General features: G+C 65.8%; 22 protein-coding genes. 7 read left to right on the forward strand and 15 right to left on the reverse strand.

What is annotated here, in order from left to right:
* Positions 1–948, reverse strand: a complete 948-nt coding sequence (locus BCCGELA001_RS17920; protein ID WP_060735935.1) for an alpha/beta hydrolase — start codon at positions 946–948, stop codon at positions 1–3.
* Positions 949–1139: 191 nt separating this feature from the next.
* Between BCCGELA001_RS17920 and BCCGELA001_RS17925 the strand changes: the two genes are divergently transcribed.
* Complete coding sequence (locus tag BCCGELA001_RS17925) at positions 1140–2165, forward strand: DUF2155 domain-containing protein (protein ID WP_060735936.1); 1026 nt, start codon at positions 1140–1142, stop codon at positions 2163–2165.
* Between the two features lie 9 nt (positions 2166–2174).
* Here BCCGELA001_RS17925 and aat read toward each other — a convergent pair whose 3' ends face one another.
* The 10 genes from aat to BCCGELA001_RS17975 form a co-directional block, all read right to left on the reverse strand.
* Positions 2175–2852: a leucyl/phenylalanyl-tRNA--protein transferase gene (aat, locus tag BCCGELA001_RS17930; protein WP_060735937.1), complete on the reverse strand. Its 678-nt coding sequence runs from the start codon at positions 2850–2852 to the stop codon at positions 2175–2177.
* Between the two features lie 60 nt (positions 2853–2912).
* Positions 2913–4016 (reverse strand): sensor histidine kinase, encoded by a 1104-nt coding sequence (locus BCCGELA001_RS17935; RefSeq protein ID WP_060735938.1) that lies wholly within the window; start codon positions 4014–4016, stop codon positions 2913–2915.
* Positions 4013–4453, reverse strand: coding sequence for a response regulator (locus BCCGELA001_RS17940; protein ID WP_008564273.1), 441 nt, complete (start codon positions 4451–4453; stop codon positions 4013–4015). Before BCCGELA001_RS17940 ends, BCCGELA001_RS17935 begins: the two co-directional genes overlap by 4 nt.
* Positions 4450–5976 carry a sensor histidine kinase gene (locus BCCGELA001_RS17945; protein WP_008564286.1) on the reverse strand — a complete coding sequence of 509 codons (1527 nt, stop codon included), beginning with the start codon at positions 5974–5976 and terminating at the stop codon, positions 4450–4452. Before BCCGELA001_RS17945 ends, BCCGELA001_RS17940 begins: the two co-directional genes overlap by 4 nt.
* Before the next feature lie 104 nt (positions 5977–6080).
* On the reverse strand, positions 6081–7439 hold the full coding sequence (accC, locus tag BCCGELA001_RS17950; RefSeq protein ID WP_060735939.1) for an acetyl-CoA carboxylase biotin carboxylase subunit: 1359 nt from the start codon (positions 7437–7439) through the stop codon (positions 6081–6083).
* 81 nt (positions 7440–7520) lie between these two features.
* The gene (gene accB / locus BCCGELA001_RS17955) at positions 7521–8012 is read right to left on the reverse strand and encodes an acetyl-CoA carboxylase biotin carboxyl carrier protein (RefSeq protein ID WP_008564295.1); all 492 of its coding nucleotides are present in this window, start codon (positions 8010–8012) and stop codon (positions 7521–7523) included.
* Positions 8013–8047: 35 nt separating this feature from the next.
* Positions 8048–8515, reverse strand: a complete 468-nt coding sequence (gene aroQ / locus BCCGELA001_RS17960; protein WP_008564296.1) for a type II 3-dehydroquinate dehydratase — start codon at positions 8513–8515, stop codon at positions 8048–8050.
* A gap of 226 nt (positions 8516–8741) precedes the next feature.
* Positions 8742–9605 (reverse strand): DUF1236 domain-containing protein, encoded by an 864-nt coding sequence (locus tag BCCGELA001_RS17965; protein ID WP_060735940.1) that lies wholly within the window; start codon positions 9603–9605, stop codon positions 8742–8744.
* 206 nt (positions 9606–9811) lie between these two features.
* Complete coding sequence (locus BCCGELA001_RS17970; RefSeq protein ID WP_008564298.1) at positions 9812–10579, reverse strand: DsbA family protein; 768 nt, start codon at positions 10577–10579, stop codon at positions 9812–9814.
* 97 nt (positions 10580–10676) lie between these two features.
* Entirely contained in the window at positions 10677–12077 is a 1401-nt protein-coding gene (locus BCCGELA001_RS17975; RefSeq protein WP_060735941.1) for a M48 family metalloprotease, read from the reverse strand.
* A gap of 203 nt (positions 12078–12280) precedes the next feature.
* On the opposite strand from BCCGELA001_RS17975, the gene BCCGELA001_RS17980 reads away from it, so the two are divergent.
* The 3 genes from BCCGELA001_RS17980 (at position 12281) to BCCGELA001_RS17990 (ending at position 15533) form a co-directional block, all read left to right on the forward strand.
* A complete protein-coding gene (locus tag BCCGELA001_RS17980; RefSeq protein ID WP_060735942.1) occupies positions 12281–13468 on the forward strand; it encodes a pyridoxal phosphate-dependent aminotransferase in 1188 nt (395 codons plus the stop codon).
* Between the two features lie 89 nt (positions 13469–13557).
* Positions 13558–14115 (forward strand): biotin transporter BioY, encoded by a 558-nt coding sequence (locus BCCGELA001_RS17985; protein WP_008564301.1) that lies wholly within the window; start codon positions 13558–13560, stop codon positions 14113–14115.
* An 83-nt stretch (positions 14116–14198) separates the two neighbouring features.
* A complete protein-coding gene (locus BCCGELA001_RS17990; protein ID WP_060735943.1) occupies positions 14199–15533 on the forward strand; it encodes a dicarboxylate/amino acid:cation symporter in 1335 nt (444 codons plus the stop codon).
* A 43-nt stretch (positions 15534–15576) separates the two neighbouring features.
* Here the strand turns inward: BCCGELA001_RS17990 and BCCGELA001_RS17995 are convergent, their stop codons facing one another.
* From BCCGELA001_RS17995 to BCCGELA001_RS18005, 3 genes are all read right to left on the reverse strand, one after another.
* Entirely contained in the window at positions 15577–16809 is a 1233-nt protein-coding gene (locus tag BCCGELA001_RS17995) for an NAD(P)/FAD-dependent oxidoreductase (protein WP_060735944.1), read from the reverse strand.
* A gap of 25 nt (positions 16810–16834) precedes the next feature.
* Positions 16835–18331, reverse strand: a complete 1497-nt coding sequence (locus BCCGELA001_RS18000) for an amidase (RefSeq protein WP_060735945.1) — start codon at positions 18329–18331, stop codon at positions 16835–16837.
* A 149-nt stretch (positions 18332–18480) separates the two neighbouring features.
* On the reverse strand, positions 18481–20814 hold the full coding sequence (locus tag BCCGELA001_RS18005; protein WP_269465439.1) for an Rne/Rng family ribonuclease: 2334 nt from the start codon (positions 20812–20814) through the stop codon (positions 18481–18483).
* Positions 20815–20931: 117 nt separating this feature from the next.
* Between BCCGELA001_RS18005 and BCCGELA001_RS39355 the strand changes: the two genes are divergently transcribed.
* Entirely contained in the window at positions 20932–21681 is a 750-nt protein-coding gene (locus BCCGELA001_RS39355) for a hypothetical protein (RefSeq protein ID WP_269465440.1), read from the forward strand.
* A gap of 244 nt (positions 21682–21925) precedes the next feature.
* Here the strand turns inward: BCCGELA001_RS39355 and BCCGELA001_RS37945 are convergent, their stop codons facing one another.
* Complete coding sequence (locus BCCGELA001_RS37945; RefSeq protein ID WP_158511625.1) at positions 21926–22087, reverse strand: hypothetical protein; 162 nt, start codon at positions 22085–22087, stop codon at positions 21926–21928.
* A 209-nt stretch (positions 22088–22296) separates the two neighbouring features.
* Between BCCGELA001_RS37945 and BCCGELA001_RS18010 the strand changes: the two genes are divergently transcribed.
* Together BCCGELA001_RS18010 and BCCGELA001_RS18015 are read left to right on the forward strand one after the other, a co-directional pair.
* Positions 22297–23589, forward strand: a complete 1293-nt coding sequence (locus tag BCCGELA001_RS18010) for an N-acetylmuramoyl-L-alanine amidase (protein ID WP_060735947.1) — start codon at positions 22297–22299, stop codon at positions 23587–23589.
* A gap of 276 nt (positions 23590–23865) precedes the next feature.
* Positions 23866–26367 (forward strand): penicillin-binding protein 1A, encoded by a 2502-nt coding sequence (locus BCCGELA001_RS18015; protein ID WP_060735948.1) that lies wholly within the window; start codon positions 23866–23868, stop codon positions 26365–26367.
* Positions 26368–26507 lie beyond the last annotated feature (140 nt).

Genomic DNA, 26507 nt, shown 5'->3' on the forward strand with positions numbered 1-26507 from the left:
TCAGCCCAGCCCCTTCAACCACGCGCCGATCTCGCCCACGGCGACATTGGCCTGTTGCAACAGCTTGCCCATCGTGAAGAAACCGTGGAATTGGCCGGGATAGTGCTTGCTCGTCACGGGCACGCCAGCCTGCTTCAAACGCTCGGCATATTCGTTGCCTTCGTCGCGCAGCGGATCGGCGCCAGCGGTGAGCACATAGGCCGTGGGCAGCCCGACGAAGTTTGTCGCGCGCGCCGGCGAGGCGCGCCAGTCGTGGATGTCGGTGGTGCCATTGAGATAATGGTCGCGGAACCAGCGGATCACCGAATGGGTCAAGAGCACGCTGGTCTCAGGCTCGCTGTGCGAGCCGTGCGTCATGGCGAAATCAGTGGCGGGATAAATCAACAGCTGACCCGCGATCGCGGGACCGCCGGCGTCGCGCGCGGCGAGAGCCACGACCGCCGCGAGATTGCCGCCGGCGCTGTCACCGCCGATGGCAAGGCGAGCGGCATCGATGCCGAGCTCGCTTGCGTTCGCAGCGATCCATTTGGTCGCGGCGATGGCGTCCTCGGTCGCGGCGGGAAATTTGTGTTCGGGCGCGAGGCGATAATCGACCGAGATCACGATCAGCGCGCCTTCGACCGCGAGCTGGCGGCAGACGACGTCGTGGCTGTCGAGATCGCCGATCACCCAGCCGCCGCCATGGAAGAACACCAGCGCCGGCGAAAGGCCGTCGTGCTGGCGCGGCTGCCTGGGAACGTAGAGGCGGGCGGGGATCGTCCCGTGCGGCGCCGGGACGGCGAGTTCTTCGACGCGGGCGAGCTCCGGCGCCTCAGGATTGGTGGCAAAGCGCGCCTGCGCATAATAGGCGCGCGCCTCCGGCGCGGTCAGGGTCTCGTAGGCGGGGCGGCCAGCCTCCTGGAAGGCCTTGTAGACGGCGGCGGCATCGGGATCGAGCACAACGGGCATGAGGCGGGGATTCCGGGGTGGTTGGAACGTCGTTTGCGGGGGAGGCCCACTCGGCGCGGAGGGCATTGGGACTATCTCATCCGGGCGCCGGTCTGGCCAGCCGGGGCCGGGCGGGGCAGGGATGCCGCCCTTCCCCCGCCGTATTCGGCGTGTTAACCGGAGGGCCTGCGAGCGGCGGTATCCTCTATAGAATGTCCAACGAGCCCGATTCGCTGTTGAAGCCGCGCGAGATGTTCAAAACCTTTTCCCTGACAGGCCTTGCGGCATTGCTGGCCGCCACCGCGCTGACGGTTGCGACGCCGGCCCGGGCGCAGATCGGCACGATCTTCTCCGATCCGCCACCGCTGCGGCCGCCCGGAAACATTCCACGCGGTCAGCCGCAGCCGCAGCAGATGCCCGAGGACGACGAAGAGGTGCCGGAGCTGCCGCCGCAGGGCCGCGTGCTGCCCTCGCGCCCCGTGCCGCCGCCTCCGGGCCGCCAAGGTAACGTGATGCCGGGGCCGGTCGAGAGCCAGCCCCTGGCGCCGCCGCCGGGCTCGAGCGTCGCGCCGCCGAACCAGCCGCCCTCCGCGGCGATCGCGCCTCCCAGCCCACAAGGTGCGCCCGGTCAGCGCCAGCCCCAGCAGAAGGGGGCGCCAGGCACGGTGCCGCAGGCGCCGGCGAGCCTGCAGCCGGGCGACGAGGTCGTGACCGAGCCGCCGGCCCAGAAAATCGTGAACAAGAAGGCGACCTTCTCAGGTCTCGACAAGATCACCGGGCGCATCATCAATTTCGACGAGGAGATCGGCGAGACCGTCCAGTTCGGCGCGCTCAGGGTCAAGACCAACGCCTGCTATACGCGGCCGGCCACGGAGGCCGCCAACACCGACGCGTTCGTCGAGGTCGACGAGATCACCTTGCAAGGCGAGGTGAAGCGCATCTTCTCGGGCTGGATGTATGCCGCGAGCCCCGGCTTGCACGGCGTCGAGCATCCGATCTACGACATCTGGCTCACCGACTGCAAAGAGCCGCAGCAGACCGTTGCGACCGCAGCGCCGGATCCCGCGGCCAAGCCGGCTCCGCCGCCGCCCGCGCAAAAGAAAGCCGCGCCCAAGCAGGCTACACAGCAGCGTCCGCCGCAGCCTTTGCCGCCACCGCCGCAGCAGCAACCGGCTCCGCCACCGCCGCCGCCACAGCAGCAGCCGGGCCTGTTCAATTTCCCCGGCTTCAGCCGGTAAGATCAGTGATCATTGTTGGGAGGCGATGATCTCGAGCGCACGCGCGCCCGGGATCGCGTCACCGGCGGAGAGCCTCAGGAAATCGCCGGGCTCGCCCGCGAGCGCCTTGTCCAGCAGAGCTGTGTAGCGCCGCGAAATCTCGACCGCGCCAAAACTCTTCAGATGCTCGGTGACGTATTGCGTGTCGAGCAGTTCGAAGCCGCCCCCAATGAGCCGCGCGACCAGATGCACCAGCGCGACCTTCGAGGCATCGCGCGCGGTGTGGAACATGCTCTCGCCGAAGAAGGCGCGCCCGAGGCTGACTCCGTAGAGCCCGCCGACGAGGTCGTCACCCTGCCAGACCTCGACGCTGTGGCAATGGCCGAGCTCGAACAGGCCGCCATAGAGGTCGCGGATGCGCTTGTTGATCCAGGTGTCCTCGCGCCCGGCCTGCGGCATGGCGCAGCCAGCGATCGTCGCCTTGAACGCTTGGTTGACGGTGATGCGGAAGGTATCCGAGCGCACCGTGCGGGCGAGCCGCGAGGCGATGCGAAAGCCGTCCAGCGGGATGACGCCGCGCAGCTCCGGCTCGACCCAGAACAGGGTCGGATCGTCGGCGCTCTCCGCCATCGGGAAGATGCCGCAGGCATAGGCGCGCAGCAGCACGGCCGGCGTGATTTCAGACGAAGCAGAGTCGCGCGAATTCATGACATGCGACCATAGCAGGATCGCGAGGCCGTTGCGATGGGTGGTGCGGCGGAGACGGCGTCAGCCTGCGGCCGCGTGGTTGCTCTTGCCGGGCGCCGGCGGCACGCGCTGGAACTTCAGCACGATGCGGGTTCCGCTGTGGGCGGAGTCGCGCTCGACGGAGGCGTCGAGCTTTGAGGCCATCGCCGCGACGATACGCTGGCCCATGCCGGTGGAGCGCGGATCGGCCTTGACGTTGTCGCCCACGCCGTCGTCGGTGATCGACAGCAGGAGATCGTCGCCCCGCGAGATCAGCTCGACATGGATCGGGCCGGCGCCATCGGGATAGGCGTATTTCACCGCGTTCATCACCAGTTCGTTGACGATGATGCCGACGGCAACGGCGCGGTCCGGATCGATCTCGATCGGCTCGGCCTTCAGCGTCAGGCGCGACATCCGGTTGCCTTCCGCCGAGCGACGGAGATCCTCGAGCAGGGAGTCCAGATACTGGTTCAGGACCACGCTCTTCAGGTCCTGCGAGGTATAGAGGCGGCGGTGCACCTGCGCGACCGCAGCGACGCGCCCCATCGCATTGGTCAGCGCCGCCTTGACCTCGTCCTGCGCGGCGGAGCTCGCCTGAAGGTGCAGCAGCGAGGCGATGATCTGGAGCGAATTGCCGACGCGGTGATTGACCTCGCGCAGCAGGAGCTCGCGCTCGGCGGCAAGCGCCGCGTAGCGGTCGCGCGAGGCGTGGATCTCGGCTTCGGCTTCCTCGCGCGCCCTCTGCAACTCCGCCTGGCGCAGCGCGCCTTCGGCGGCGACGTGGAGCAGCGGGATGAAATCGCCCTGGACGTCCTTGACCAGATAATCGGCCGCTCCGGCCTTCAGTGCGGTGACGGCGATGCTGGAATCCTGCGACGCCGTGACGAACACGACCGGCGGAGCGTCCGGGATCGCCATGATCTGCTCGAGCGTCTCCAGTCCGTCGAGGCCCGGCATGTACTGATCGAGCGCCACGACATCGATGCCGCCTTCGGCACCGGCGCGGCGGATGCGCTCGAGACCTTCCTCACCGCTCGCGGCATGGACGACCCGGTAACCGCGCCGCGTCAGGCCGCGATCGACTAGGCGCGCAAGCGCGTCGTCGTCGTCGATGTAGAGCAGTGTCGGGATGTGCTGGTTCATGTGGCGGCGGGCGGAACCTGGATGACCGAGAAGAACAGGCCGAGCTGCCGGATGGCATTGGCGAAATTCTCGTAGTTGACCGGCTTTGTGATGTAGACGTTACAGCCGAGCTCGTAGCAGCGCTTGATCTCCTGGGAATCGTCTGTGGTGGTCAGCACCACCACGGGCGAGGCCTTCAGATATTTGTTCTCCTTGATCTGCTTCAGGATGTCGATCCCGGTCATGTCGGGGAGGTTGAGGTCAAGCAGGATCAGGAGCGCATTGCCCTTTTGCACGAGCCCGGAGCCGTCGGCCCCGAACAGGTGCGTCATCGCATCGGTGCCGTTCTTGAAGGAGACGATCTCGTTGTTGACGCCGGACCGCCGGATGTTGCGCTCGATCAGGCGGGCATGGCCCTCGTCGTCCTCGATCATGATGATGCTGACAGGCTGGGTCATCGCTCTCTATTCCGGTTGCTCGCGTTCCAGGCGATCGGCAGCGTGATGGTGAAGGTGCTGCCTGCGTTCAGTTCCGATGATACCGACATGGTGCCGCCGAGGCGACGCACAAGTGCACGAACATGCGCAAGACCGATGCCCTGACCGGGCTTATCCTGGGTTCCCGCGCGGCGGAACAGGTCGAATATCCGCTGGTGGTCCTTCGGGTCGATGCCGCGGCCATTATCGCTGATCTCGAAGATGGCATAACCAAGCTTGGTGCGCCCGCGGATTCTGATCTCGCCGGGCACGCCGCTCTTCAAATACTTGATCGCGTTGTCGATCAGGTTGGAGAAGATCTGCTCGAGGGCGAGGCGGTCGCTCACGAGGTTCGGCAGGGGTTCGAGGTGAATCTCGGCCTGCGCCTCGGCGGCCTGGTGCGCCACCGTCGACACGATCGCCTCGATCAGCTCGGTCGTGTCGATCTTCGCCGGCTGGAATTCGCGGCGGCCCTCTCGGGTGAGGTTGAGGATGGCCGATATCAGCCGATCCATCTTGGCGATGGATGATTTGATAAAGCCGAGCGCTTCGGAGAAATCTTCCTGGAGCTGCTTGTCCGCGCCTTCGAGCGCGATCTCGCCAGGCGCTGCGGGTGCCAGCGGCGCACCGTCCGCAGGGACGTGGGCGAGGTTGCCGATGCGGCGAAAGATATCGCCCCTGAGCTCATCGAGTTCGCTGGTGAAGCCCATGATGTTGACGAGCGGCGAGCGCAGGTCGTGGCTGACGATATAGGCAAAGCGCTGAATCTCGTCATTGGCCTCGCGCAGGTCCGCCGTGCGCTCATCGACGACGGACTCGAGGTTGGCATAGGCTTCGCGCAGGCGCGTTTCGGCCTCGTCGCGAGCGCGGGCCGAGCGCCGCACCAGCCAGATCGAGATCAGCGCCAATACCACAACGAGGCCGGAGCCGATGCCCGTCATCGAGGCGGCAAAGGTCTGGCTGCGGTCAGCATTGGCCGTGCGGAGGCGGAATAGGCGCTCCTCCTCCTGGAGCATTGCGGTCGCGACCCTGGCGATCGCGGCGGTGGCGTCGGTGGAGGCGACCTCGCGGACCAGCGCTGTGGCCTTTTCCGGCTGACCCTTGGCGATGAAATCCATTTCCTGCGCAAACTGACCGAGCCGGGTTTCGATCGAGGCGCTTAACTTCTCGATATTTGCACGCTGCCCCGGATTGTCGCCGGACAGACGCGTCAGCCGATCAAGTGCCGGGATGATGGCCGTCACGGCCTTCTCATGATCGACCTTGAAATCCGCTCCCTGCGTCAGGAGATAGCCGCGCGCGGCGCTTTCCGCGCGGCGAACCTCGAGGAGCAGCGCGTGAATCTGGTTTTCCACCTCGATGGTGTGAACCACCCATTTGTTGTCCTCCCGCGCCTTGTTGACGAGGTAGACGGAGCCAGCGCTGATCACGGTCAGCACCAAAAGGCCCGCTGAAAGCAGCAGGATTTGCCAGAATCTGCGCCGCCGATGGCTTTCAGCGGTCACGACGAACCTGTCTACGTTCAGCGGAATTCAAAACGCCCCCTTGGAACTGGCCCCAACCGTCCAGAACGCGATTGAAGCCAAAGGGTTCCACGGAAGGCAGGAGATTATCTCGGGGCGGGTTCCGTCTTGCCGGCCAAGTACTGTTCCAGCCAGTGGATGTGATAGTCGCCGTTGATGATGTCGTCTTGCCGTACCAGGTCGCGGAACAGCGGCAGCGTGGTTTCGATGCCGTCCACCACCATCTCGTCCAGCGCCCGGCGCAGCCGCATCAGGCATTCGGTCCGGGTCTTGCCGTGGACGATCAGCTTGCCGACCAGCGAGTCGTAATAGGGCGGGATCGTGTAGCCCTGATAGACTGCGGAATCGATGCGGACGCCGAGGCCGCCGGGCGGATGGTACTGCGTGATGCGACCCGGCGAGGGCCGGAAGGTTTGCGGATTCTCGGCGTTGATGCGGCACTCGATGGCGTGGCCGATAATCTGAACTTCTTCCTGTTTCGCCGGCAGATCGCCGCCGGCGGCGATGCGGATCTGCTCTAGCACGAGGTCGATGTCGGTGATGCTCTCGGTGACGGGATGCTCGACCTGGATGCGCGTGTTCATCTCGATGAAGTAGAACTCGCCGTCCTCGAACAGGAATTCGATGGTGCCGACGCCGAGATATTTCATCTCGCGCATCGCCTTGGCGCAGGTCTCGCCGATCCTCGCGCGCGCGGCGGCGGCGAGGACGGGCGAGGGGCCTTCTTCCCAGACCTTCTGGTGGCGGCGTTGCAGCGAGCAGTCGCGCTCGCCGAGATGGATGGCGCCGCCGCGGCCGTCACCGAGGATCTGGATCTCGATGTGGCGCGGCTTCTGGAGGTATTTTTCGAGGTAGACCGAGGCATCGCCGAAGGCGGATTTGGCCTCGTTGGCCGCCGTCGACAGCGCCACCTGCAGGTCCGCCTCGCTGTGGGCGACCTTCATGCCGCGGCCACCGCCGCCGGCCGCCGCCTTCACCAGCACGGGGAAGCCGATCTTCTTCGCGATCGTCATCGCGTCGTCATCGGGGCCGACGGCGCCGTCGGAGCCGGGCACGACGGGGATACCAAGGCGCTTGGCGGTCTTCTTGGCCTCGATCTTGTCGCCCATCAGGCGGATGTGCTCGGCCTTCGGGCCGATGAAATGCAGATTGTGCTCCCCGAGAATCTCGGCAAAGCGTGCGTTTTCGGACAGGAAGCCGTAGCCGGGATGGACCGCATCCGCGCCCGTGATCTCGCAGGCCGCGAGCAGCGCGGGCACGTTGAGATAGCTGTCCTTGGACGGCGGCGGCCCGATGCAGACGCTCTCATCCGACAGACGCACATGCATGGCGTCGGCGTCGGCGGTGGAGTGCACGGCGACCGTCGCGATCCCGAGCTCCTTGCAGGCCCGGAGGATGCGAAGGGCGATCTCGCCGCGATTGGCTATGAGGATCTTGTCGAACATGGTGTCCTGTCGCGAATGGCGAGTGGCGAATGGCGAGTAGGGAAGGGGTGGACCATTCGCTATTCGCTGTTCCCCATGCGCTTACTCAATAATCACCAGCGGCTCGCCGTACTCGACCGGCTGGCCGTCCTCGACCAGGATCTGCGTCACCGTGCCGGCGCGCGGCGACGGAATCTGGTTCATCGTCTTCATGGCCTCGATGATCAGCAGCGTCTGGCCGACCGAGACCTTGGCTCCGACATCGATGAACGGTTTTGCGCCCGGCTCCGGCGCCCAATAGGCGGTGCCGACCATCGGCGAGGTCACGGCGCCGGGATGCTTCGACAGATCGGCCGCCGCTGCGGGCGCGGCGGGGCTTGCTGCCACCGGCAAGGCGGCGGAAGCGGCCGCCATCGGCATCGGCATGGTCGCGGCCACGCTGATGTTGCGGGCGACGCGCAGGCGCAGGCCCGCCCGTTCGATCTCGATCTCGGTGAGGCTGGTTTCATCGAGCAGCAGTGCGAGCTCGCGGACAAGCGCGGAATCCTCGCTGGAGAACTTTGCGGCTGCTTTGTCGTCTGGCTGGCGCGCCATGTTGTTTGATCCGAATGTTCTGTTGGAGGGGAGCGTCAGGCTTTGGGCTTGATGCCGAGCTTGGCGGCAAGGCCCTGGATGGCGAGGCGGTAGCCCTCGATGCCGAAGCCACACAAGGAGGCGAAGGCCGCGCGCGCGGTGTAGGAATGATGACGGAAGCTCTCGCGGGCGTGGATGTTGGTCACGTGGACTTCGACGGTGGGTATCTGCACCGCGAGCAGCGCATCATGGAGCGCGATCGAGGTGTGGGAATAACCGCCGGCATTGATGATGATGCCCTTCATCTTGCGCGCATGCGCCTCGTGGATGAAATCGATCAGCTCGCCTTCGCGGTTGGACTGGCGGCAGTCGGCCTTGAGGCCGAAGGTCGCCGCGCTCTCGCGGCATAGCGTCTCGACATCGGCCAACGTCGCATGGCCATATTTCTCGGGCTCGCGCGTCCCCAGCATGTTGAGGTTCGGCCCGTTCAGGACGAGGATCGTGTCGGTTGCAGGTTCAGCCATTCCAATCCCGGAAGAGGTGCTTCGGCGTGGCGGGTTATAGGTAACAAACCGCGTGAGGGGAAGCCTTGAAGGACCTCCCGGAGGACTTCAAGGGCCTCATCCAGTGCGCAAAAACCTGTGCGGAAGCTACGGAAATTGCTTGTTAACCAGCGCAAAGCGTGGCTGCCGGCCGAACGCAAAGGGGCGGGCATCGCTGCCCGCCCCATGCGGTGCCGGTGATCCGGCCTTAGACGTTCAGGACTGCCACGATCTCGTAGGTGTCCGGATTGATGATCACGATCTCTTCCTTGACCAGGATGTACTTGTAGGTTCGCCACTCCGGATAGATCGACACGACCCGCGACGGCAAGGTGTGGAAGGTAATGCCCTCGCGCGGCACGCGGGTGCCGACCGAGATCGAGAAGTTCACGTTGGTCACTGGGGCCACGCGCTCCTCGCGGATCACTGACGTGATCTGCGTCCGCTGCTCGGTCGAGAGCTTGCCAGCGGCGCCGGCCTGGCCGACCGTGGTCGAGGTCGAGCTCTGACCCTGCGCGTTCTGGTTCGTACCGGTGCCGGTCTGGCCCTGAGCATTCTGGTTGGTGCTCGTGCCGGTGCCCTGTCGGGTCTCGGCATTGTTGGTCGAGGTGCCGCTCTTGCTGCCCTCAGCCTTCATGTCCTTCTGGTCCTTGCCGGACTTCGTCGAGTCCTTGCTGGTGTCCTGGCTCATGCTCTTGGACTTGTCTTGTTGGGACTTGTCCATCTGGCCCTGCGCGCGGTCGTCGGTGCGCTGGCCCTTGGTGCCGGCCTTGTCGTCGGCGTTCTTGTTCATCGCGCCGCCGGAGGATCGCTCATCCTTCATCGCGCCGGACTTGTCTTCGGACGTGCGGCTGGAGCCGCCGGCCTGGCCGACGGTGCCCTTGTCCTTACTCATGGAATCGCGGCCCATCGAGCCGCCGCGCTCGGCGGCGCCGCCGGAAGGCTGCGAGTGCTGCGTCTGTGCGCCACCGGCGCCGCCGCTGTCGCGGCCCATGGTGCCCTGTGCGTTCGCCAGACCGGTGCCCGCGACGAGTGCGACTGCGGCAACCGAGATCATAAAGCGGTTCAACATCGAAATTCTCCTCACGTGTTTATCGCGTCATTGCCCGCGCCAACAACGAAAGGAGATTTCAGTTGTTCCGGAACTTCGCCTGTTCCGCGGCATTTGTTTGTTGAATGCCAGATGAATGACTTTGCACGATGACGCCAACGTCTAGCGCAAAAAAGGCCGGCTTTTCAGCCGGCCTTCTCGCGTCTCCAATCTCGTAAAATGTGCGATCAGCAGGCCGCTTTGCCGCAGCGGGCCATGCCGATCTTTTCCTTGAGGGCTTCGACGCCGACGGCACCGATCACGATCTGCTTGCCGATCACGTAGCTCGGCGTGCCGTTCATGCCCATCGCTTCGGCGAGCTTGAAGTTCTCCTCGATCGTGGCGCGCACTTCAGGGCTGGCGATGTCCTTTTCGATCTTGGCGGTGTCGAGGCCGGCCTCCTTGGCTGCCTGAATCGCGCGCGCCTTGTCCGCGGCGCCGCGACCGCTGAGCAGCTTCTGATGGAAGTCGAGATATTTCTTGCCGGTGGGATCCTGCATGCGCACGGCAACCGCGACCTGCGCCGCTTCGACCGAGCCTTGGCTCAGCACCGGAAACTCCTTGAGCACGACCTTCAGCTTCGGGTCGCCCTTCATGATGGTGAGCATGTCGTCCATCGCGCGCTTGCAGTAGCCGCAATTGTAGTCGAAGAACTCGACGAAGGTGACGTCGCCGTCCTTGTTGCCGAGCACGACCTGGCGCGGCGAGTTGAAGATCGCGTCGGCATTCTGCGCGATGCTGGCCTCGTGCTTCTGCGTCTCGGCCGCGGCCTGGCGCTTGCTAAGCTCGGCCATCGCTTCCTCAAGCACCTCGGGATGGCTGACGATATAGTTCTTGATGATCTTCTCGATCTCGGTGCGCTGCGTGTCGGAGAAGCTGTCGGCCGACGCAGGCGCGGGTACGCCGAACATGGCGAGCGCGAACAGCGCGGGAGCAAGCAGGCGCAGCGAAGGCATGGGCAAAATCCTCTTATCCAAAGCAGGTTTCGATGAAACGTCCCGGACTCAAAGCGCGATGTCGTGACGTCGTGGGTCGGGCGTCGTTTGCGTTGCGTCAGTTGCGTGGCGGCTTGGATGCCACGATGTCGTCGGCCTTGACCCATCCGGGCGTGCCGACGGCGAAACGGGTTTTCGCGCGCGTGGCGAGCTCGCGGGCGGTCTTGTTGTCGCCGCGCAAATAGGCGGCCTGCGCGGATGCGAGATCCGCCTCGGCATAGTCTCCCTTCCGGCCATAGGCCATCGCGAGCTGGGTATAGCCGAGCACGGCCTCGGGCTCTCGTGCCACCGCGGCGCGGAGAATCCGAACGGCGTCGTCGGTGTAGGCCTTATTATCGGTTCCAACCAGAGCCTGCCCAAGTAACATCTCGATGAGGGGGGCATTGTTCGACAGCTGAGCCGCCTTGCGCAGGGGAGCGATGGCCTCGGCCGCCTTGCCGCTCTCCAGCAAGGCCTGGCCGCGCACCTCATAGAAGTACGGGTTGTTCGGCTGGACCTGGATCAGCGCGTCGATCTGGGCGAGGGCGCTGCGCAAGTCTCCGTGCAGATAGGTGCTGATGGCGCGGGCATAGCGCGCCGGCGTGCTGTCGTTGGTCTGAGGATAGCGGCGATACACCGTCTCCGGCCGCTCCATGAAGGCGGAGATCTTGGCGCGCACCATGTCGTGGCGGAGCTGGAGCGCGGGATCGTCCTTTTTGTCCCAATAGGGGCTGGAGCTCGCGAACTCCTGAAGCGCGGCGACGCGCTCGGCCGGCATCGGGTGCGACTGGAGGTAGGGATCGGCGCCGCGCGCAGCGAACAGGCTCTCGCTGGTGAAGCGCTTGAAGGTCTCGTACATGCCCTTGGGCGATTGTGCCGTCGCGGTCAGGAATTTCACGCCAGCACGGTCGGCGTTCTCCTCCTGCTGGCGCTGATAGGACAACAGCGTACGGCGGATCACTTCCTGCGGAGCCGAGAGCGCGGCCGCGCCGGCATTGGCAAGGCCGTTGTTGCCGGCGCTGCTGCGCTGGGTGCTGCCGGCTGCGATCGCGCCGGCGCCGAGCAGCATCGCGATGATCATCTGGGTCTGGGCGGTGGCGAGCTGCTCGCGCAGCTTGGACAGATGGCCGCCCGCCAGATGCCCGGTCTCGTGCGCGAGGACGCCGATGATCTGGTTCGGCGTCTCAGACTGTAGCAGCGCGCCCCAATTGACGAAGATGCGACGGCCGTCCGCGACGAACGCGTTGAACGAGCCGTCGTTGATGATCACCATCTGGATGTTGTGCTTCTCCAGGCCGGCGACGCGCAGGATGGGGCGGGTATAGTCGCGCAGCAGCTGCTCGGTTTCGGTGTCGCGCAGGACCGGCGGCCCCTTGGCTTGCGCGCGCACGGCCGAGAACGGCGTCAGCACGATCGCCGCAGCCGTGACGAGGGCGGTAAGGACAGAGGCCTTCTTGCGCAATGCGGTCTGGAGCAACATCAAACGGTCTGGGTCAAACGGTCTTGGTCGAGCAGTTCAGTGATCGGTTTTGGCGATTGGCGGCGGACCGGATACGCGATATGCCCTTGGGGCCCCCTATGCGCCGTACCCCTTAAGAGCCGTACAATGCGGCTAGTCTGGGGCGCAAGGGCCCCCGTTTTCCCGGCCGGCCGGACGTTTCGCCAGCCAAATAGCAGATATCGATGCACGATGCGACATTGAGGAACCGGTTGGGGCAGTGGCTCGATCCCTCCCGCCGCAGCGATGTTCCCCCGTTCATGGTGATGGACGTGATGGCCGCGGCGGCCCGAATCGAGGCCGCCGGCGGCCATGTCATCCACATGGAGGTCGGCCAGCCCGCGGCCGGCGCGCCCAGGACCGCGATCGCGGCCGCCCATGCCGCGCTCGAGGCGGGGCGGATTGATTATACCTCGGCGCTCGGCATCCCCTCGCTGCGCCAGCGCATCGCCCGGCATTATCGCGCGGTCCATGGCTGCGAGGTCAATCCCGAGCGGATCGTGGTGACCACCGGGTCGTCCGGCGGATTCATCCTGGCGTTCCTGTCGATGTTCGAGCCGGGCGATCGCGTCGCCGTGACGGTGCCCGGCTATCCGCCATACCGCCATATCCTCACCGCGCTCGGCTGCGAGCCGGTGCTGATCGAGACCATGCACGAGACGCGCCATGCGCTGACCGGCGAGGCGCTGCTCGCAGCCCATCGCAAGGCGCCGCTGAAGGGCGTGCTGGTCGGCAGCCCCGCCAATCCGACGGGGACCATGATGTCCCGCGAGGCGCTCGCGGGACTCATCACCGCGGCGGAGGACGCCGGCATCCGTTTCATCTCGGACGAGATCTATCACGGGCTCGACTACGCGTTTCCGGCGGTGACGGCAGCCGCGCTGTCGGACCACGCACTCGTGATCAATTCCTTCTCGAAATATTTTTGCATGACGGGCTGGCGCGTCGGCTGGATGATCGTGCCCGAAATCCTGGTGCGGCCGATCGAGCGGCTCCAGCAGAACCTTTCGATCTCGGTGCCGTCACTGTCGCAAATCGCGGCAGAGGCGGCTTTCGACGGCGCGGCCGAGATGGAGGAGATCAAGCACGGCTATCAGGAAAACCGGCGCATTTTGATCGAGGGATTGCCGAAGGCCGGGCTCAGCAAGTTCCTGCCGGCGGATGGTGCATTCTATCTCTATGCCGACGTCTCGGACTTTACCTCCGACAGTTTCGAATTCGCCAAGCAGATGCTGGAAGAGGCCCATGTCGCGGCGACGCCGGGCCTCGATTTCGACCCGATCCATGGACGCTCCTTCGTCCGATTTTCCTACGCACGTTCGCCTGAAGAGATGCGGGAGGCAGTTGACCGGATCGCTCACTGGCTTAAATAGCCGCCAGCTTTCGACAGCCTCCGGAGTTCAACTTGTCCGACCGATCTGCCCCGTCTGCCGCCGCTTCGCATTCACCTCTCGCCGCCTTGATGTGGCCGACCCGACCGGGCGAAACCGTTGGTGCGCTGCGCGCGATCGTGCTGATCGCACTCGGCACCGCGCTGATGACGCTATCGGCCAAGGTGAACCTGCCGCTGCCTTACGTGCCCATGACGTTGCAGACGCTGGTGGTGCTGATGATCGGTGCCGCCTATGGCTGGCGCCTTGGCAGCGCAACCATGATTGCCTACCTCGCGGAGGGCGCGCTCGGGCTGCCGGTGTTTGCCGGCCCGGTGGGTGGGATCGCGCCGCTGGTCGGGCCGACCGCGGGCTATCTGTTCGGTTTCGTTGTGGCAGCCTTCGTGACCGGTTGGCTCGCCGAACGCGGCTGGGATCGCAGCGTGGTGCTGCTGTTTGCGGCAATGGCCGTGGGCCATGCCGTCATTCTCGCTGCCGGGTTTGGCTGGCTGGCCTTTGGTCTCGGTCTCGGCGCCGCGAAGGCCTGGCAGGTCGGCATCGCTCCGTTCATCGCGGGTTCGCTGGTCAAGAACGCGCTCGGCGCGGCGTTGATGCCGGCAGCACGCCGCATCGTCGATCGCCGCGGGTAAAGAGCGATACAACCAGCAGTTTGAATTGACAGGGCCGGCCAAGTTGATCTTGGCTGGCCCGAGTCTTTGAGGGGAGTGAAACCATGACGACGACAACGATGACGGGGGCGCCGGTCGCGCCGCCCGCCGCCAAGCCGTGGTACAAGGTCCTCTACGTGCAGGTGCTGATCGCCATCGTGCTCGGCGCCATCGTCGGCTGGTTGTGGCCGTCGTTCGCGACCAACGACTGGATCAAGGCGATGGGCGACGGCTTCATCAAGCTGATCAAGATGGTGATCGCCCCGATCATCTTCTGCACCGTGGTCTCGGGCATCGCTCACATCCAAGACGCCAAGAAGGTCGGCCGCATCGGCGTCAAGGCGCTGGTCTATTTCGAGGTCGTCTCGACCTTCGCGCTGGTGATCGGACTTGTCATCGGCAATCTGGTGAAGCCGGGCGCGGGCTTCGGCAGCGGCGCAGCAAACGAGGCGGCCGTCGCCAATTACGCCAAGCAGGCCGCCGGCCAGAAGTCCGTCGACTTCGTGCTGCACATCATTCCGGACACCGTGGTCGGCGCCTTCGCGCAAGGCGAGATCCTGCAGGTATTGCTGTTCTCGGTGCTGTTCGGCTTCGCGCTCATGAGCCTCGGCGAGCGCGGCCACACCATCCGCAGCTTCATCGACGACGCCGCCCATGCCGTGTTCGGCGTCATCTCGATCGTGATGCGCGCAGCGCCGATCGGCGCATTCGGCGCGATGGCCTACACGATCGGCAAGTTCGGCACTGGCGCGATCCTCAACCTCGTCGGCCTGATCGCGACCTTCTACGTCACCGCGGCGCTGTTCGTTTTCGTCGTGCTCGGCCTCATCGCGCGCATGGCCGGGTTCTCGATCTTCAAGTTCCTGGCCTACATCAAGGACGAACTGCTGATCGTGCTCGGCACGTCGTCCTCGGAAAGCGCGCTGCCATCCTTGATGGAGAAGCTGGAGCGGCTCGGCTGCTCCAAATCGGTGGTCGGTCTCGTGGTGCCAACCGGGTACTCGTTCAATCTCGACGGCACCAACATCTACATGACGCTTGCTACGCTCTTCATCGCCCAGGCGCTCGGCTACGATCTGAGCTTCAGCCAGCAGGCCACGATCCTGGTCGTGGCGATGCTGACCTCGAAGGGCGCTTCCGGCATCACCGGTGCGGGCTTCATCACGCTGGCGGCGACGCTCGCCGTGGTCGATCCGCGGCTCGTGCCGGGCATGGCGATCGTGCTCGGCATCGACAAGTTCATGAGCGAGTGTCGCGCGCTGACCAATCTGTGCGGCAACGGCGTCGCCTGCGTGATCGTCGCCTGGTGGGAGGGCGAGCTCGACCGCGACAAGCTCAACGCCAACCTCGCCAAGGAGATCGATCCGACCGACATGGAGACGGCGATCACGACGGACTGATCGGCGCAAGGCGGCGTTGTCCAGCAACAGCGCAGGCCGAGAGCTAAAACCGCTCCGGCCTGTACGGCGCCGGATCGATCGCCGGCGTCTCGCCGCTCATGATCTCGGCGAGCAGGCGTCCGGTCGCGGGTCCCAGCGTAAAGCCCTGGTGGCCGTGGCCGAAATTCATCCAAAGGCCCTGATGTCGCGGAGCCTGGCCGAGCACCGGCAGCATGTCGGGCGTGCAGGGGCGGGTGCCGAACCACGGATCGGGCTCGACCCGCTTGCCGAGGTCGATCAGTTCGCGCGCGGAGGCTTCGGCGCTGGCGAGCTGCACCGGTGTCGCCAGCGCGTCCATGCCGGTCAATTCCGCGCCGGTGGTGATGCGGATGCCCTTGGCCATCGGACCCATGGCGTAGCCGCCGCCCTTGTCGACGAGAGGCAGGTCGAGCGAGGCGCCGCCGCTGTAGTGCATGTGGTAGCCGCGCTTGCGCACCAGCGGAATGCGATAGCCGAACCTGTGCAGCAGATCGGGCGACCACGGCCCGAGCGTCACGACGGCGTGGGGCGCGTCGAGACGCCCCTGGTCCGTGTCGACCGACCAGCCGGTCGCGGTCTGCCGTAGGCTCTGCGCATCACCGAGAACGATGGTGCCGCCGAGGCGCTCGAACAGCTCGGCATAGGCCGTGACCAGGGCGCCGGGATCGGACACGGTCCAGGTGTCGAGCCAATGGATCGCGCCGGGAAGATCGTCGCGCAGGATCGGCTCGGCCTTGGCGAGCTCGGCCCCCGTGAGCGTGCGAAACTTCACCCCGAACTCGCGCTGGTCTTGTTCCGCCGCCTTGATGGCGAGATCGAGGGAGGCGGCGTCGCGATGCAAATGCCGGTATCCCGCGCGGCGGATGAGATTGTCGGCATGGGCTTCACGAATGAGAATGTCGTGCTCCGCCGTCGCGTAGGCGATCAGCCGCGCCCAGGCCTCGCTCGCCTCGCGATGGCGCTTCGGCGCCGAATGCCACCAATAGCGCAGCAACGGCTCGATATGGCGATGAAGCGACGACAGGCTGTAGCGCACGTCGTTGGTGCGGCCGGTCGCGATCTTCAGGAGCGTGGCGAGGTCGCGCGGCATCGGGTAGGGGCGGACCGCTTCCGCCTGGATCATGCCGGCATTGCCGTAGCTGGTCTCGCGGCCCGGCTCCCTGCGATCGACGAGCGTGACGGACCAGCCGCGCTTGCGCAGGTGCAGCGCCGCGCTGACGCCGATCATGCCGCCGCCGAGAACGATCACGCTTTGCATTGGCAGAATCTCCTGTCGGACCGGGTCATTCCCAAATCAGGAAGCCGGGAGCGGACGATAGAGGCGGTGCTGCGGCGAGCCGTGCCAGGTCGGGCACGGGCCGGCACAGCTGTGCATCGTTCGCGAATGCCGCCTCGATGCTGGCGGCCACCGAGAGCACGATGGCGTCGCCGCCGCGCGGGCCGACGATCTGCAGGCCGAAGGGCAGGCCGGCTTCGTCGAGGCCGAGCGGAATGCTGACGGCGGGATGGCCGGTCAGGGTGACCGCATAGGCGAGCGCGAGCCAGTGGAAGTACGACTTGGTCGGCACGCCGTCGATCTCGGCGGGATAGAGCTCCGACCAGGGGCGCGGGCTCAGCGTGATGGCCGGGCTGATCAGCACGTCGCAGGTTTCGAAGAAGCTCTGCCAGGCGCGATAGATCCGCGTCTGTATCGTTGCGGCCCTTGCATGGTCCTCGAGCGTGTAGCCGAGCCCTTCCTCGACATTGGCGCGGACGTTGGGACCGAGCATCTCGGGACGTGCTTTATAATTCTTGCCGTGCGTCGCCAGGAACATGCCCGCGCGTAACACGGCGAACGCATCGTCGGCGCCGGAGCAGTCCGGCGTCGCCTCGCGGGATGCGGCGAACAGCGGCGCAAGCCGCGAGACGCGATCGCGGAACACGCGGCGAATGGCCTGCTCGGTCGGCGCGAAGCCGAAATCCTCGGTGAAGGCGAGGCGCAGCTTGCCGAGCTCGGCGGGGCGCGGCGCGGCCCAACGCTCCGCGCGGCCGCGCAAGGCCTCGCCCGGCAGCGTATAGGCGAGCGGATCGCGCGCATCGTCGCTCGCCATCACCGACAGCATCAGCGCGGTGTCGGCGACGTTGCGCGCCATCGGTCCATCGGTCGACAGGTTCGACCATCCGAAGATGCGCTTTTCGCTCGGTACCAGACCGTAGGACGGACGCATGCCGACGATGCCGGCGAAGCCTGCCGGATTGCGCAGGGAGCCGCCGGTGTCCGAGCCGGAGGCGAGCGGAGCCATGCCGCAGGCGAGCGCCACCGCCGAACCGCCGGAGGAGCCGGCCGCCGAGCGCATGGGATCGAAGGGATTGCCGGTCGCGCCGAACACGGGATTGCGGGTGTTGCCGCCCGCTGCCCATTCCGGCGTGTTGGTCTTGCCGAAGATGATGGCGCCGGCCGCACGGAGCCGCGCCACCGAGCCCTGGTCGGCGGCCGGAACGTTGTCCTTGAGCAACGGGCTGCCATAGGTGGAACGCATCCCCGCGGTGTCCTGGGTGTCCTTGATGAGAACCGGGAGCCCATGCAGGGCGCCGCGATCCTCGCCGCGCAGGATCGCCGCCTCGGCTTCCTTGGCGGCGGCGCGCGCGCCCGGTTCGTCCAGCGTCACGACGGCGTTGACGGCGGGATTGATGGTGGCGATGCGGGACAGGCAGGCGTCGAGCAGTTCGACAGGCGAGATCGCCCGGCTGGCGAGCAGGCGGCGCAATTCAACGGCGCTGGAATCGCAAAGCTCTGACACTGCCGGTCCCCTTTCAAATCGTGAAAACGACTTAGCACACCGACGGCGTCTGTCTCGACAGCGGACTGATGCAGCTGTCGTGCGAGCAAGGATCGCGCCGAAACAAAAACGCCCGGCTGTGCCGGGCGTTCTGCGTTGGATGTTCTGCGTTATTCGCCGCCGCCGAAGCGGCGCGACCACCAGCCGGCACGGCGCGGGGCGGGCGGCCTTTCCTCGGCCGCTTCCGGTGCGGGCTCAGCTGCCGGCGCGGGCGCCGCAACCGGTTCGGTCGCCTGCGCAACCGGCGTCACGGGCTCGGGCTGGCTGTTGAGCAGGAAGCTCACCTTTTCCCGGACCGTGGAGCGGCGGCGTGCTGACTTGTCGTCGGCGGGCTCCTCTTCCGGCGCCACGGTCGTAGCGACAGGAGCCGGCTCCGGCTGGGCCAGCACCTCGGCCGGCGAGTCGGTGCGCGGTTCAGGCTGCGCGGCCTGCGGCTCGGAGGTGTGCTCGGCCTGCGCAATCGAGGGCGCTGCCTCGTTGCCGGGGCTGTCGAAATCGGCAACCGCCTCGGCAGCTTCCGAGGGCTGATTGGCGCCGAGCTCGTCGCCGATGGAGCCGGCAAGACCTTCCTCTGCGCCACCGCGCCGACGGCGCCCGCCGCGGCGACCGCGCCGGCGGCGGCGGTCACCGCTGCCCTGCTGCTCGCCACGGGCGGCCTGGTCTTCGCCCTCCTCGCCGTCCTGTTCGGCTTCTGCTTCCTCTTCGCTTTCGCCGGCGGCGACAGCGGCCTCGGGCAGCGTCGGCGCGCTGTCCTCGCGCAACTCGCCATCGCGTTGGCCACCGCGGCCGCGCCGGCGGCGGCGACGCTTGCGGCGCTGGCCGTCCTGCTCGGGACCGGCTTCGCCAGCGGCCTGGTCCTCAGTGAGACCTTCGGTCTCCTCCGTCTCGACCTCGGATTCGAGCTCGGAATCGAATTCCTCGTCCTCGTAAGCTTCTTCAACGATCGGCGGCGGGCTCGCGGCCGCCTGCGCCACGAGCAACGCCTTGGCAGCTTCCAGCGTATGCACCTGCTCGCCGCGGTCGATCACATAGGCCTGCGGTCCGCTGACGCTGGCATCGGCGATGACCGACAGCGTGACCTTGAAGCTGTTCTCGAGGTCGCGCAGATGACCGCGCTTGTGGTTCAGCACGTAGAGCGCGACGTCAGTGCGGGTGCGGACCACGAGATTGTGGGTCGCGCCCTTCATCAGGATCTCTTCGAGGCCGCGCAGCAGTTGGAGCGCCACCGAGGAGACGGAACGGACGTGGCCGGTGCCGCCGCAATGCGGGCAGGGATCGGTCGAGGACTCCAGCACGCTGGCGCGGATGCGCTGGCGCGACATCTCGAGCAGGCCGAAATGCGAGATGCGGCCGACCTGGATGCGCGCGCGATCCTGCCTCAGGCAATCGGACAGCTTGCGCTCGACCGCGCGGTTGTTGCGCTTCTCGTCCATGTCGATGAAATCGATGACGATCAGGCCGGCGAGGTCGCGCAAGCGGAGCTGGCGGGCGACCTCTTCGGCGGCCTCCAGATTGGTCTTGAGCGCGGTGTCCTCGATATGGTGCTCGCGGGTCGATCGTCCCGAGTTGACGTCAATGGAGACCAGCGCCTCGGTCTGGTTGATCACGACATAGCCGCCTGAACGCAGCTGCACCGTCGGCGAGAACATCGCGTCCAGCTGGCTCTCGACGCCCATGCGTGAGAACAGCGGCTGGCCGTCGCGATACTGCTTCACCGCGCTGACATTGGCGGGCATCAGCATCTTCATGAAGTCGCGTGCTTCGCGGTAGCCGGCTTCGCCGGCCACCTGGATCTCGTCGATCTCCTTGTTGTAGAGGTCGCGCAGCGAGCGCTTGATCAGCGAGCCTTCCTCGTAGACGAGGGTCGGGGCCTGCGATTTCAGTGTGAGGTCGCGCACCGTCTCCCACATCCGGATCAGATATTCGAAGTCGCGCTTGATCTCGGGCTTGGTGCGGGAGGCGCCGGCGGTGCGCAGGATGATGCCCATGCCCTCGGGCACGTCGAGATCCTGCACCACTTCCTTCAGGCGCGAACGGTCCTGCGCGCTGGTGATCTTGCGGCTGATGCCGCCGCCGCGGGCGGTGTTGGGCATCAGGACGGCATAGCGGCCGGCGAGCGACAGATAAGTCGTCAGCGCGGCGCCCTTGTTGCCGCGCTCTTCCTTGACGACCTGCACCAGCATCACCTGGCGGCGCTTGATGACTTCCTGGATCTTGTACTGGCGGCGGGGGCGGAAGGTGCGCTCGGGCACTTCCTCTAGCACGTCGTCGCCACCGACGGATTCGACGAGTTCCTCTTCGGCGTCCTCGCCGTCCTCGTCATCCTCTTCCTCGTCTTCGCCTCCCGCTTCCGCGGTTTCGGCAAGCGGCGCTTCGGCGCTGTACCCGGCGTCGGCGTAAACGGCATCGGCCGGCTCGGCGGCAGAGGTTACGGCCTCAGCCAAGGGCTCCGCATGCTCTTCGGAGGCGACGCTCTGCTGCGGCTCTGAAGCGGACTCGGTCGCGACCACGGGCTCGGCGCCGACGGCCGCGACAGGCGCGGGCGTCTCATCGGCACGATCATGGTCGTGATGATCGTGCTCGCCATGGTGATCGTGATCATCATGGTGATCGTGGGCGTGATGGTGAACCTCACCATCGGGCTGACGATCGCCGTGATCATGATCACCATGGTCGTGGTGATCGTGGCCCTCATGCTCGCCGTGATGCTCGGCATCGGCGTGCAAGTGCTCGCCTTCGTGCAAAGCACCCTCGGCCTGTGCCGCCAGGGCCTCGCCCTCGACCGGCTGGGCCGCGGGATCGGCACCGGCGTCGAGGCCCTCGACGATGTCGCTGCGGACGCGCTCGCCATGGCCGCGGCGGCGGGCGTTGCGGTGGCGCGAGCGGCGGCGGCCGTGGGAGCGGTTCTCGCTCTCTTCCTCGGCCTCGCGATGGGCCTGTTCCTCGGCCTCGATCAGCGCCTGCCGGTCGGCGACGGGGATCTGGTAGTAGTCGGGATGGATTTCGCTGAAGGCGAGGAAGCCGTGGCGGTTGCCGCCATATTCGACGAAAGCGGCCTGGAGCGAGGGTTCGACCCTCGTGACCTTGGCGAGGTAGATATTCCCGCGCAGTTGCTTGCGTTGCGCGGTCTCGAAATCAAACTCTTCGACGCGATTGCCGCGGACCACGACGACCCGGGTCTCTTCCGGGTGGGTGGCATCGATCAACATCTTGTTGGGCATGTCTTAACTCTTGGCGGCGGCGGGCGCGATTCACCGTGGGCGCGTATCGCGCCGCCGGGTGACGCGACGGTCCACCTGATTCGGGGGTGAGGGGAAGGCCGAAACGCCGTCTCTCGCGCCTTGCCGAACCGGAAGCTTCAGGACCATGGCGGCGCGCGGGATTTTCACTCCGCAGCGTCGCGAATGATCCTTCAGAATTCGTCGGCACAGTCTGGCGCATCAAGCGTCGGCCCGTATGAAACATTGGGCGGCGAGGCCGCCCCTCAATCAGTTGCTGCTGGCCAGGCATGGCGCGAGCGCGCTCGCCTTGGGGTCACGAACCGCCCCCTTGGGATCAAGGGGCCGGGTATTGGGTTACGTCGCTGTCAGAACCGCCCGGGTAACGTGATTGGTAACCCAGGACCGTCCGCCGCCGGAGCTTGACCCGCTCCATCTCGTTGCCGCGCACCGCGCTGGTCTTGGAGAGGAACGGAAAACGCTGGAATTCCCAAACCATGGGAGCTCCGGCGATGCACCGGGAGGCTGAATGCGACACAACCGGGAATATCGGCCGTCAGCAATCCGTACATACGAGGAATGAGCCAACCGTGCAAGGGAGCGTCGCACGGCGGTCACAGTCAGCGAGTTTCGCGCATCTGCCATTAAGGATCGTTTAACCCTGTGGTTCTATTGCGTTAAAAAGGGCTGCTCGGAGGCACGGAATCGGTGGCGAGCCGCACAAATCAAAGGGTCTTGCTGGGATGCGTGCTGCTGTGCGCTGCAGCATTGACGTGCGCCGACGCGTCTCGCCTGAGCGCGGCCGAGACCCAGCCGCAACCATCTGTTGCGACAACGAATTTTCCGATCGCCTCGGCGGCCCGTCTGGCCGGTGACGGCAAGCAGACCCGCTTCATCCTCGACATCGACCAGACGGTCACCTTCCGCGCGATCACGCTCGCCGACCCCTATCGCGTGGTCGTGGACGTGCCGCAGGTCAATTTTCAGCTGCCCACCGGGACCGGGAGCGCGGGGCGGGGCCTGGTCAAGGCCTTCCGCTACGGCCTCGTCATGCCCGGCGGCTCGCGAATCGTATTCGACCTGACGGGGCCGGCGAAGATCGCCAAGTCGTACGTGGTCGAGGCCGCCAATGGCCAACCGGCCCGGCTCGTGCTCGAACTGGAAGAGGTCGACCGCAGCGCCTTCGCGCCATCGCTCGCCCCTGAGAATCGTCCGGAGCTGCGGCCCGCGGTCGCCGTGGGTCCTGCCACGGTTCCCGCTGCGGCAACCCCTGACACCCCGCAGCAGAAGGGCGATGGCCGCCCGGTGGTGGTCATCGATCCCGGCCATGGCGGTATCGATAACGGCACGCAGTCGAGCGGCGAGAGCGAGAAGAACCTTGTGCTGGCCTTTGGGCTGGCGCTCCGCGACAGGCTGGAGAAGGGCGGCAAGTTCCGCGTGGTCATGACGCGGGATGATGACACCTTCATCCCCCTCAATGACCGCACCAAGATCGCGCGCAACCTCAACGCCGCCTTGTTCGTCTCGATTCATGCCGATGCGCTGCCGCGGGCCGAGGGCGACGCGCAGGGCGCCACCATCTACACGCTCTCCGACAAGGCGTCCGACGCCGAGGCCCAGCGGCTGGCGGATGCGGAAAACCGGGCGGATGCGATCGCCGGCTTCAATCTCGCGGAGGAGCCGACCGACGTCGCCGACATCCTGATCGACCTCACGCAGCGGGAAACCCGCACCTTTTCAAACCGTTTCGCCCGGCTCCTGATGGGAGAAATGAAGTCGACGGTGCGGATGCACAAGCATCCCCTGAAGTCGGCCGGCTTCCGGGTGCTGAAGGCGCCCGACGTGCCTTCGGTCCTGGTCGAGATCGGCTACGTCTCCAACAAGGCAGACCTCGAGCACCTGGTTTCCGAGGGGTGGCGGTCACGCGCCGTCGGCTCGATGGCCCAGGCCATCGACGCGTTTCTGACCAAGAGGATGGCCACGGCGGGATCGTCAAATTGACGACCCGGGATCGATAAATTGGGCGACCCGGGAATCTTCGAACTAAAAGGGTTTTTCCGTGCTGCCGCAAAAGCCCTAGTTTGGCCACAGCGGGCGCTCTATAAAAATGTCGCAGGGGGTTCCGGAATCGATCGAGAATCCCGCTCGGCAAACGTCTAAACTCCGGCCCTGATGTGATTGCGTGGGCCGGTGCATTCACGACGAAGGTTGGCCCCTTTTGGGTGCCAAGGGGCCAAAATACTGGGCTGATCCAGAGTTTGAACGGATAAACACATAATGCGCTTGCTGGTGCGGTTCATGGGCTTCCTGTTCGCCGCGGGAACGGTGGTGTTCCTTGTCGGTGTCGGGGCCGTGGCAGGCCTGATCTGGCATTTCTCCAAGGACTTGCCCGACTACTCTCAGCTTCAGGATTACGAGCCGCCGGTGATGACGCGCGTGCACGCGGTCGATGGATCGCTGGTCGGCGAATACGCCAAGGAGCGGCGGCTGTATCTGCCGATCCAGGCCGTGCCCAAACTCGTGATCAACGCCTTCCTGGCGGCCGAGGACAAGAATTTCTACGAGCATGGCGGCATCGACTACACCGGCATGGCCCGCGCAGGTCTGGTCTACATCCAGAACTACGGCTCGAACCGGCGTCCGCAGGGCGCCTCCACCATCACCCAGCAGGTCGCCAAGAACTTTCTCCTGACCAACGAGGTCTCCTTCGCGCGCAAGATCAAGGAAGCCTTGCTGGCGATGCGCATCGAGAAGACCTATTCGAAGGACAAGATCCTCGAGCTCTATCTGAACGAGATCTATCTCGGCCTCGGCGCCTACGGCATCGCGGCGGCGTCGCTGGTCTATTTCGACAAGTCGGTGAACGAGCTGACCGTGGCGGAAGCGTCCTATCTGGCCGCGCTGCCGAAGATGCCCGCGACCCTGCATCCGGTGCGCAACCGCGACCGCGCCATCGAGCGCCGCAATTACGTGATCGATCGTCTGGTGGAGAACGGCTGGGTCAAGCAGGCGGACGCCGACAAGGCGCGCAAGGAGCCGCTCGCCGTCACCAGCCGTTCCAACGGCGCCCACACCTTCGCCGGCGAATATTTCGCCGAGGAGGTCCGCCGCGACATCTTCGAACGCTATGGCGAGAAGAAGCTGTATGAAGGCGGCCTGTCCGTCCGAACCACGCTCGATCCCAAGATCCAGGTCATGGCGCGCAAGGCGATGGTCGCCGGCCTCGTGAATTACGACGAGCAGCAGGGCTATCGCGGCGCCATCAGCAAGCTCGATATTTCGGGCGATTGGGGTGTGAGGCTCGCCGAGATCAAGTCGCTCTCCGACATCTCGCCATGGCGCATGGCGGTGGTGCTGGAGACCAGCGACCAGTCCGCGCGCATCGGCTTCCAGCCGGGCCGCGAGCTCGGCGGCGCGGTGAGCAAGCAGCGCGAGACCGGCATTGTCACGGTCGACGGCGTGCGCTGGGCGCGGGCCCTGCAGGGCGGCACGAGGGGCAAGACGCCGGGGGCGGTATCGCAGGTACTGCAGCCTGGCGACGTCATCTATGCCGACCCGCTCTACAAGGACGGTCATCCCGTCGAAGGCCAGTACAGGCTTCGCCAGATCCCGGAAGTCTCCGGAGCGATGGTGGCGATGGATCCCTGGACCGGCCGCGTGCTCGCCATGGTCGGCGGTTTCTCCTTCGACCAGAGCCAGTTCAATCGCGCCACGCAGGCCTATCGTCAGCCGGGTTCGTCGTTCAAGCCGATCGTCTATTCGGCCGCGCTCGACAATGGCTATACGCCGTCGACCGTCGTGCTCGACGCGCCGATCGAAATCGACCAGGGCCAGGGCGCCGGCGTGTGGCGGCCTGAAAACTTCTCCTCGGGCAAGTTCCAGGGACCGGTGACGCTGCGCAACGCACTGCGGCAATCGCTGAACACCGTGACGGTGCGCCTCGCGCAGGACATCGGCATGCCGCTGATCGGCGAATATTCACGCCGGTTCGGCGTCTATGATGAGCTGCCGAATTATCTCTCCTACGCGCTCGGCGCCGGCGAGACGACGGCGATGCGCATGGTCACGGCTTACTCGATGCTCGCCAATGGCGGGCGCCGCGTGAAGCCGACCTTGATCGATCGCATCCAGGACCGCTACGGCCACACCATCTTCAAGCACGACCAGCGCGAATGCCGCGGCTGCGACGCGCCGGGCGGCTGGAAGAACCAGCCCGAGCCGCAGCTGATCGACCGCCGCGAGCAGGTGCTCGATCCCATGACCGCCTATCAGATTACCGAGCTGATGGAAGGCGTGGTGCAGTCCGGTACGGCCACGGTGATCAAGGAGGTCGGCAAGCCCGTCGCCGGCAAGACCGGCACCACCAACGAGGCCAAGGACGCCTGGTTCGTCGGCTTCTCCCCTGATATCGCGGTCGCGGTCTACATGGGCTATGACAAGCCGCGCCCGCTCGGCAAGGGCAATGCCGCGACCGGCGGCCATCTCGCTGCGCCGATCGTGCGTGACTTCCTCAAGCTCGCGCTCGCCGACAAGCCCGCGGTTCCGTTCAAGGTGCCGGCCGGCATCAAGCTCGTCCGCGTCGCCGCCAAGACCGGCATGCGCGCAGGCCCCGGCGAAACCGGCGGAACCATCCTCGAAGCCTTCAAGCCGGGCACGGCGCCGCCGGATAATTATTCGGTGATCGGCGTTGCCGATGCCGACGGCCGCATGCCGGCCTCGCAGCAGCAGCAGCCGGATTCCGGCTTCTTCATGCGGCCGGGCACCGGCGGGCTGTACTAAAGCGCGATGAGATCAGATGAATCATCATCGCGCTTTAGGTAGTTGTTTGCGCATGATCTTTTCGGAAAACCGCTGCACACTTTTCCGGATCATGCTTTAGGCCACGGATAAGGCAAACGATCGCAGTTCCGGCGGTTGCG

Origin of the sequence: Bradyrhizobium sp. CCGE-LA001 (assembly GCF_000296215.2) — a bacterium.
GTDB lineage: Bacteria > Pseudomonadota > Alphaproteobacteria > Rhizobiales > Xanthobacteraceae > Bradyrhizobium.

Bases quoted from the DNA above. Each gene is read 5' to 3' on its own strand.
- aroQ (WP_008564296.1), bottom strand. From the start codon at position 8,515: ATGGCTGAACCTGCAACCGACACGATCCTCGTCCTGAACGGGCCGAAC.
- accC (WP_060735939.1), bottom strand. From the start codon at position 7,439: ATGTTCGACAAGATCCTCATAGCCAATCGCGGCGAGATCGCCCTTCGC.
- BCCGELA001_RS17940 (WP_008564273.1), bottom strand. From the start codon at position 4,453: ATGACCCAGCCTGTCAGCATCATCATGATCGAGGACGACGAGGGCCAT.
- BCCGELA001_RS17935 (WP_060735938.1), bottom strand. From the start codon at position 4,016: ATGAACCAGCACATCCCGACACTGCTCTACATCGACGACGACGACGCG.
- aat (WP_060735937.1), bottom strand. From the start codon at position 2,852: ATGAATTCGCGCGACTCTGCTTCGTCTGAAATCACGCCGGCCGTGCTG.
- BCCGELA001_RS17920 (WP_060735935.1), bottom strand. From the start codon at position 948: ATGCCCGTTGTGCTCGATCCCGATGCCGCCGCCGTCTACAAGGCCTTC.
- BCCGELA001_RS17970 (WP_008564298.1), bottom strand. From the start codon at position 10,579: ATGCCTTCGCTGCGCCTGCTTGCTCCCGCGCTGTTCGCGCTCGCCATG.
- BCCGELA001_RS39355 (WP_269465440.1), top strand. From the start codon at position 20,932: ATGGTCGTGATGATCGTGCTCGCCATGGTGATCGTGATCATCATGGTG.
- BCCGELA001_RS17925 (WP_060735936.1), top strand. From the start codon at position 1,140: ATGTCCAACGAGCCCGATTCGCTGTTGAAGCCGCGCGAGATGTTCAAA.
- BCCGELA001_RS17980 (WP_060735942.1), top strand. From the start codon at position 12,281: ATGCACGATGCGACATTGAGGAACCGGTTGGGGCAGTGGCTCGATCCC.
- BCCGELA001_RS18015 (WP_060735948.1), top strand. From the start codon at position 23,866: ATGCGCTTGCTGGTGCGGTTCATGGGCTTCCTGTTCGCCGCGGGAACG.
- BCCGELA001_RS17990 (WP_060735943.1), top strand. From the start codon at position 14,199: ATGACGACGACAACGATGACGGGGGCGCCGGTCGCGCCGCCCGCCGCC.
- BCCGELA001_RS17975 (WP_060735941.1), bottom strand. From the start codon at position 12,077: ATGTTGCTCCAGACCGCATTGCGCAAGAAGGCCTCTGTCCTTACCGCC.
- BCCGELA001_RS17995 (WP_060735944.1), bottom strand. From the start codon at position 16,809: ATGCAAAGCGTGATCGTTCTCGGCGGCGGCATGATCGGCGTCAGCGCG.
- accB (WP_008564295.1), bottom strand. From the start codon at position 8,012: ATGGCGCGCCAGCCAGACGACAAAGCAGCCGCAAAGTTCTCCAGCGAG.
- BCCGELA001_RS17965 (WP_060735940.1), bottom strand. From the start codon at position 9,605: ATGTTGAACCGCTTTATGATCTCGGTTGCCGCAGTCGCACTCGTCGCG.
- BCCGELA001_RS17985 (WP_008564301.1), top strand. From the start codon at position 13,558: ATGTGGCCGACCCGACCGGGCGAAACCGTTGGTGCGCTGCGCGCGATC.
- BCCGELA001_RS37945 (WP_158511625.1), bottom strand. From the start codon at position 22,087: ATGGTTTGGGAATTCCAGCGTTTTCCGTTCCTCTCCAAGACCAGCGCG.